We start from the raw sequence: 8,010 nt of genomic DNA on the forward strand, positions 1-8,010 counted from the left end.
GGGAAGCGTAAACTTAAAACAAAGAGAATAACATCACTACCGGCAGGCTCATCGGCCAGGTTAACCCGATTATACCTGAGGTCAGCAGCCGGATTTTAAAAGAATCGCGGCTCACTAACAGGGTAAATAGTGCGGCAATACCCAATCCGCCCCAGTAAATTGTTTTAATCACTTCCCACCACAAATGCACGCTAACTCCTGCTTTTTAATAACACGACTCATCAGCGGGTATTCTATTCGGTTAACATTTTGCAATCAATTGGTAAGTGATTGTGTTCACAGATTTACAAAGTAAACAAAATGTTAAATATTAATCGACTGTTTTAATTGAAGATTGATTTTGGCATCCTTAAACCTGTTAACCGAAGTGTGAAGGTGATCGATTGCGCGTTTCACAATCATTGCTTGTCCACAGTGGATTGACTGGTTTAAGCTGGTCGAGAGCTTAAAAGCTTCACACTAAAGGCCCAAAGAGGCCACCACAATGATCACTACGCAGTATCACTACTTTTTTGGAATTCATTATGCCAGCGGGAAATAAATCACGGCCTCTGAGCCGATATCTCAAAGATTATAAGCACAGTCAGACCCACTGTTCACAGTGTGGGAAAGAGCTCGACAGAATGGCTCTGGTGTTTCAAGGCCAGGTTATCAATAAAGAGGCGATTGCTAAAATGGATCAGCTTATTGACGAAGAAGTGTGGCGGGGGCTGACTAAAGAACTTACCGCACTGTGCCGTTTTTGCAGCGAGATCTCTTTTAATAGCAACTCCTCTTATTTTGATATTATTGCTTTCAAGCAGTATCTGTTTAAGCAAACCGAAATGAATCACAGCACGGTCAGGGAGTACGTCGTTCGCCTGCGCCGACTGGACGAAATTTTGGCCGCCAGTGATTATCCCCAGGACAGCATCAACGGGGAGAATATTCACCAGCGTATTATCAATGATGTCCCGGTTGCAGCCACGGATAACTATCGAATTGCTTTGCGAAAGTACGACCAATACCTCGCCTGGCAAAAAGAAAGCGCATCCAGCCCGGTCTATCTCGAGCAGGCTTGAAACTCGGCATTCATTACAGATAAATTGAACCCTAAATTCAGCAGGCATCTCAAGATGCCTGCCTTTTAAATGCGTTTTTTTTCTTAAAGAGTATCGCGGTGAGAGGTATATTCACTGATATACTCCCCTCATACCTGCCTGTAAAACCTATAACTTTATGTCATCGCTTCGGAGGAACACCGTGCCTTCATCTTTGCCTGATTCATCTTCATTATCGATTTTGAAACATCAGTTAGAAAAATTTTCTCGCATTGATTTAGTGGGGAACAGTACGCCCCTCGAACGTTTGAATCGTCTTTCAGACTTCGTCGGTCGCGATATCTATATCAAACGTGACGACGTCACGCCTTTGGCTCTCGGTGGTAACAAACTGAGGAAGTTAGAGTTTCTTGCTGCTGCTGCCATCGACGAGGGGGCTGATACCTTAATCACCGCCGGTGCGATTCAGTCGAATCACGTGCGTCAAACGGCGGCCGTCGCCGCGAAGCTGGGCCTTAAGTGCCTGGCTTTGCTGGAGAATCCGATCGGCACCGACGCGCATAATTACCTGTCCAACGGTAACCGCATGTTGCTCGACCTGTTTAATGCTGAAGTGGTGATGTGCGATGCGCTGACTGACCCTATGGCGCAGATGGCCGAACAGGCCGAGCTGCTCGAGGCACAGGGTTTTCGTCCCTATATCGTGCCGATTGGCGGTTCAAATGCACTGGGTGCACTGGGCTATGTGCAGTGCGCAATTGAAATTGCAGAACAAAGTTCCGCCGGTTTTGTTGACTTCAGTGCAGTAGTGGTGGCTTCCGGCAGTGCAGGAACCCACGCGGGACTGGCCGTCGCGCTGCGTGAGCTGATGCCTACTACGCAGCTGATAGGTGTGACGGTGTCACGTACTGCCGATGCGCAGCGCCCTAAAGTTGAAGCCATTGCCCAAGATTTGATGCAAAAACTTGAACTGGAAGGTGACGCCCCTGAGATATTGCTGTGGGACGAATATTTTGGCCCACGCTACGGCGAACCTAGCCAGGAAGGGAATGCTGCCATAAAACTCCTTGCGGAACTTGAGGCGATGCTGCTCGACCCGGTTTATACCGGCAAAACGATGGCAGGGCTGCTTGACGGTTTGGAGCATCAGCGTTTTCCAGGCGATGGACCTATCCTGTTTGTTCACACCGGCGGTTCTCCGGCGCTCTTCGCCTATTTGTAATACTTCACAGCAATAATGCTCCACAATGAAGCATACGCACTCATTATTATCTTTAAGCGCCCTATAATAGGGCGCTTATTTTTTTATTTAAGGGTAATTAGGTCTGAAAGCTCGTCTTGCAGTTAATTTATACTAATAAATAAAGTTTATCCGTAATTTAAAATTCACATCGTGTAACCTTTACAATACTTTTAACAAACTCGGTATTCGATTCGACACATATTCTATAATGTTTAAAGTCACCTTATTTAAACGCGCTGGGATGGACAACAACGCTGAGATAACTTTTTATCATGAGTCAACTTTCATTTAAGAACGCTCTATTTATGATGAAAAATTGATCGTGAAAGGCAATGTAAGTGGTCTTGGCCTTGCTGAGGCGTTAACGAGTTAATAAGAGGTGATGATGTTAAGCATGCTGATAAGACGCAAGGGGCGCAGGACCCACACTGATGATAGAAATCTGGCGCTGGTGCTAGCCACCACGGCCGGTATCCTCAACGCAATGGCGCTAGGGGCGTTTGGCATTTTCCCCTCCCACATGTCGGGAAACACCTCACAGCTTTCTTCCGAAGTTTCTAATACTGACTTAAGCGACGTACTGTTTCTGGCGGCTATGATCGGTGCGTTTGTAATAGGTTCAGTGACTTCACGGCTGATCGCCATTAGCGGGCTTAAAAATAATATTCGCACTATTTACAGTATTATCCTATTGCTTGAAGGGATATTACTGGTATTCATTTCTCTTTTTGAAACGTATTATTATTCATACGGAAATAGCCATGAGATAATCATTTTCCTAGGCTTCTTGATGGGGGTGCATAATTCCACCTCAACCCAACTCTCGAGCGGAAGGGTGCGCTCAACGCATATTACCGGTACGCTCACGGATATCGGCATTGCATTCGCCTCGGTGTTGGCTTCACTGCTAAGACGGGATCCGTCGAAACAGGTCAAGGTTCAGCGCAGTCAGCTGATTACCCATCTTGTGACCCTTTCTTCGTTTTTAATCGGCGGAATTGCCGGCCTGTTGCTGTTCAAGCAGTTTGGCTTCAACTCAATGGTAGCCGTTGGTATTTTTCTGGTGTTGGTGGCGATAGGTTCAATCACACTCACCATCATGATTTCGCGCAGAAGAATGATGCGACTGCATTTTTTATAAGACCGTTTTATTCCGTCGTTAATCCGGTTGTAAGGTAAAAGCCTGCCGAGTCATGGGCAGGCCATCCGAATTTCCCTTCTCAATGCCCAATATACAACCCACGCAAGCCCTTGCGCCACAAAGCTGCACGATGGAATTCCGCTTACAGCCTCATTACTGGTGTTGCTAAATCGGCAATGACCACTGATTTCGAATCATCCACATCTTAATAGTCCTTATTTTGGGAGCGGAGCCACGGCGTGCGTGCCGCCTCGTGGGCAATATAAATAACTGAAACGCCTCAAGGGGCAACTGAGCACGCTCTTGCTGTCAATAATAAGGGTTAATTTATGGACAAAAACATCACACGTTATACCAGTAGTCGCCCTTATCACTTATTGTCACTCGTTCCAGAAAGTACCGTCAGTTCAATAGCGCCCGCAATGAACGCAGTCGTACAAAATCACACCGCTCGGATAAGCTCTTTTCATCCAGGAAATTCGCCAATATCGACTCATTTATCCGGGGAACATCCTAGCCCCTCAGGGGGGAGCCTGCGAGTCTCAGCCCCCGTCCTTGCTTCATTCCCCAACGTAGATTTCCCGCCGTCACCTAAAACCTCTTATTTTTCCACTCTGCATTCTGGAGACTGCGCATCGGCTCCGGAGGTTTGTATTAAAGGTCTGCTGCAATCGCAGACCTTCAGTGCCGAAAAACCGGTTGACCGCGTCGCAGAGTGTATTCGCGTCGCCCTGCAAGGTGGCGAATGGGGCGCACTGACCGATGACTTTGCCTCGCTTGAAAGCCAGCTCACCCCGGCAGTTAAAAAAAGATTGAATACTTTTCTCGATGACGTCAGGCAGCAGGCGTCGAATCTTTTGGCTCTGAGCGAAGGCGGTGATACGCCGTTAAGGGTTTTACAAAGTGGAATCGAACGTGATGGTTTCATGCGCACGTTTCTGTGGCACAGCTGTGAACCTAATACCAGCCAGAGAGAAATGTACCTCGGCATGCTGGGCAAGATTATTGGAGAGGAGGGGGTGTTAGCCGTACAGCTGGTTTATTGTCTTAGGGATATTAATACTGGGTTGGCACTGCGTCGGGTTGATGCCCTGGATGATTATCTTGGAAAAGTGAAGCAATTGCTGGATAACGTTGAAAATACGGGCGGAGAACTGATTAAGGGGAGGATAAAAGGAACAATCTTCGAGCTGCGACGAAAAGTGGAGACAGGCCTTTTCGATGTTAAAAAAGGCCAGGATGCAATGAGCAAAACAACGCTCTCCCAGATGTTAACTGCCGTGAACGCGATGACAAGCACAATGCTCTCCCTAGGTGATAATTCTGAGGTTTCCATCCCTTCATGCCTTTCGGGGGCCTATTTAACGCTGGATAACACGGCTGATGCTCTCCGCCGGGTGAGTGCAGTCGATAGCGACAAGTTGGCCAGGTTAATAAGTAACAGAGAGCAGTCCAAGAATGGACTGAGTGTCAAACTAAGTAAGAAGTTATCAGTGAGGGATCGGCTGTCTTTGCTGGAGAAACAGCGAGAGGCCAATAACGCGCTGGAATTGTTTGCCAATGAAAGCGTCGAGGTAAGACGATTATTAAAAATTCTCCACAAGCCGGAAACTCACATTTCTCAGAGGTATATAAATGCCCTGAAGGAGTGCGAGATACCGCCCTTGCAGCAGGATAGAAGTCGGTTGCTTACCTTACTCAGGACTATCCTTGAAGAGTCCGCTTTCTACGATGCGGCCCTTAAAGCAGGCGAATTCCTGCCAGATGCCTCGAGTGTGGGTACTATCGACAATAACATCAAAACTCTACTACAAGCGTTGGAAACTCGAGGGAAAAAAGTTCAGCGCGAGGCTATCGCGGACGAATGCCTGGCTCTATTTTCTGCGCTAAACCAGTGGCTAGGACAAGGAGAAAATGCCCGTAAAGCCGCCGGTGATGATGAAAAAGACCGGAATTTTCGGATGCAACGTCACATGTACGCCTCAGAGCGTGAGGCAAGTTTACAGCAACAAATCGCAGTGGCTGAGGCGAGTGAAGCGGTAAGGCAGTTCGAAGACGAGAAAACCGATGTCATGGTTTTAATCTACGGCACTGAGTATCGAATCATGGAAGGAGAGGGTCAATACAAATCAGCTATGACGGGGGCGGTAATTTCCCCAATAATGGTGAAAATTTCACGCTCGGAGCAACTGAAATATCTGCGGGCAGAAGAGAAAGGTGAAAACGGTAAAGCGAGGGAATTATTACAAAAATGGGCTAAAGAGAACGTGAATAAGATCCCAGATTTTGAGGCGCAACGGACGTATACCGATAATCTTACTGGCACGCATTACAAGCTACACGTTGAGTGGAAGGTCGATGAACTCGTCGCGTATTCCGGCAGCGATAGGCAATATCGCCCAGCGCAGAGTGTCCATTCTGTCATGAAAGAGACGCTTGACGTGATTAAGGACGCGGCGCCTGCGTTTTCACCCGCAGCGGATAAGTTTACTTCATCACTTGGTCATACTCTGACTCCGTCCACCCTGATAAACGCCAGACAGGCACAGCCCCTTCGTTATGACCCAAGTCAACGACCACAGACGCCTGACTACTCGACGACAATCGCGCAATCGAAAGAGCATATGATGACGCTCGGGGCCGGGCAGAGAGGGATCACAAAATGGGCTGATCCAATAACCTTGGGGCAGTTGAAGAACGCACTCATTGACCTGCCTTATGGGTTATCACCTGACAAAAGTTGGATCTTCCAACTGGATCCAAAGCAGATAATTCCGTATTACAAAGATATTCAGGTCAACATGGCCAAAAAGAAATCACACAAGACTTCCCATTCACGAAAGGTCAGCGTAGCAGAGAAGGTATTAGCCGACGCAAATATTACTCTCTCTTTCAATAAGGCATGGGCCAATGATCATGGTTCAGGCGCCTCGCAAATCTCAGAGGCTAAACCGATAGCGGGAAACCACAAAAAATGGGCCTCAAGCCAGGAAGTGAGACAGGGTTATGTCGCGGCTCAGTCTGTCTCCTGGGAGCAAGAGCAAGAAATTTCTTTAGCTGCTGCTGATTTGCCTGCTGAGGAACAGATTTCCCTACAAGATTACACGCGAATACCAAACAAACCAGACTCTTCCGGATCCCGCTATTCTGACTGCCTGCTTTTTTCACTGGTTCAGCATATGACTCAGTGCTACGACGTTGATGACCATAACAACAGGGAGTGGGTTTATCACTATCGCACGGCTCTGGTAAATCATGGCTGGCATCGACCCGGAGTACAGGGGGGATTCGCAGAAGATGGTTATATGCACTCTAATAGCGAGTCAACACGGTTATTAATCAACGCCATTAATACTGACTTGGAACGCGCGGGGCAGCGCCCACTTAGAGTCATTCTGCACCAATTCAGCCCAATAGAAACGGGGGGGAGTATTGCGGATTTTACAGACACACACGGGCCAATAGATGGACGCGTGGTTCATATTCGGTCAGGCGACCAGCATTTTGAAGCACTTGTGCTTAACAGCATCGCGAATGAGGTGAATAGAAACACCACCAGGCAAGCTAATAATATGGCTGATAAAACGTCGGTAAAGGGAAGGGTTAAGGCAGAGAATGGCAACAAAACAGAACATGAGCCGGATGTTGATGTGCCATTAACGTTAGAACAGAAAAAGTACATAAATAAGTACCCTACAGCAGATTTTTTACGATGGCTTTCTCATGTTATTAGTTATCCCATAATCGAGAAGAAATTATCAGGAGAGACATTTAGGTATGAGGCCGGTGAGATAAGTATTGGCAGTAATAACATTGAAAATATTGCTTCTGCTATCAAGATATACCAGAAAGGTGATGGCACATTTATGGTTATCGTGACTGAAAAAACCAGTAATAATGAGAGTGAAAACGCAATAAAAGTGTTTGATAACGTCTCCATTTTAAACGCTGTGACAGCAGATATTGAAAATTCAGAAGACAAGCAGAGTATTATTGATTTGTTTGATGAAAGGTATTGCCTGCAAAATTTAAAGGAACGCGCGTCAATATTATATGGCATATTGTTAAATAACACAGCTACATCGGCAGAACATATCGCTAGATTATGTGAGGCGATAAGTGAAAACTTAAGGGGATTACCCTTGTGCTGTACTTATATCGTTATTCAGGAGATTTTTAAACTACTGCGAGGTACTGAAGACAGGTTATTAGGATCAGTAGCATTGTCCGTGGTTAAGTTTCTTGGCGTACCCCCTGGGGACATGTTGGAAAGACTAACGCAAAACATGCTAAAGAACATGAATCTTCCTCAATCTCAATGTAATAAGACGGTGGACGTGGCGGTATATATATATAAGTTAGCCATTAGGGCTTCAGATAGATATTTGTCAGGGTTTAACGAATCTATTGAGCTAATCATTAATGATTTCAATTCGGTTGATAATACAGCCAAACGTCTTCGGGATTTATTTGTTAATGTAAGGTTGTGTGTTTTTAATATGATGAATAGAGACTCTCAACCCGTGGAGGACTATCAACCGTTGTTGTTGAACGTTTTCAATGCACTCGAAAATGCTATTAATAAC

Annotated in this window: 5 protein-coding genes; 4 read left to right on the forward strand and 1 reads right to left on the reverse strand. The window is 46.3% G+C overall.

The window, feature by feature from the left end; all coding sequences use genetic code 11:
• Positions 1–13 precede the first annotated feature (13 nt).
• Entirely contained in the window at positions 14–190 is a 177-nt protein-coding gene (locus BS639_RS15240; protein WP_084983516.1) for a GhoT/OrtT family toxin, read from the reverse strand.
• A 334-nt stretch (positions 191–524) separates the two neighbouring features.
• Here BS639_RS15240 and fliZ point away from each other — a divergent pair, with 334 nt between their 5' ends.
• The 4 genes from fliZ to BS639_RS15260 all read left to right on the forward strand — a co-directional run.
• Positions 525–1,061 (forward strand): flagella biosynthesis regulatory protein FliZ, encoded by a 537-nt coding sequence (fliZ, locus tag BS639_RS15245; RefSeq protein WP_084983517.1) that lies wholly within the window; start codon positions 525–527, stop codon positions 1,059–1,061.
• A 157-nt stretch (positions 1,062–1,218) separates the two neighbouring features.
• A complete protein-coding gene (locus BS639_RS15250) occupies positions 1,219–2,262 on the forward strand; it encodes a D-cysteine desulfhydrase (protein ID WP_082457415.1) in 1,044 nt (347 codons plus the stop codon).
• Between the two features lie 406 nt (positions 2,263–2,668).
• The gene (locus BS639_RS15255; RefSeq protein ID WP_055780049.1) at positions 2,669–3,424 is read left to right on the forward strand and encodes a YoaK family protein; all 756 of its coding nucleotides are present in this window, start codon (positions 2,669–2,671) and stop codon (positions 3,422–3,424) included.
• A 329-nt stretch (positions 3,425–3,753) separates the two neighbouring features.
• A partial coding sequence (locus BS639_RS15260; protein WP_139804116.1) for a hypothetical protein occupies positions 3,754–8,010 on the forward strand: 4,257 nt, incomplete at its 3' end.

Origin of the sequence: Rouxiella silvae, assembly GCF_002093625.1 — a bacterium.
Taxonomy (GTDB): domain Bacteria; phylum Pseudomonadota; class Gammaproteobacteria; order Enterobacterales; family Enterobacteriaceae; genus Rouxiella; species Rouxiella silvae.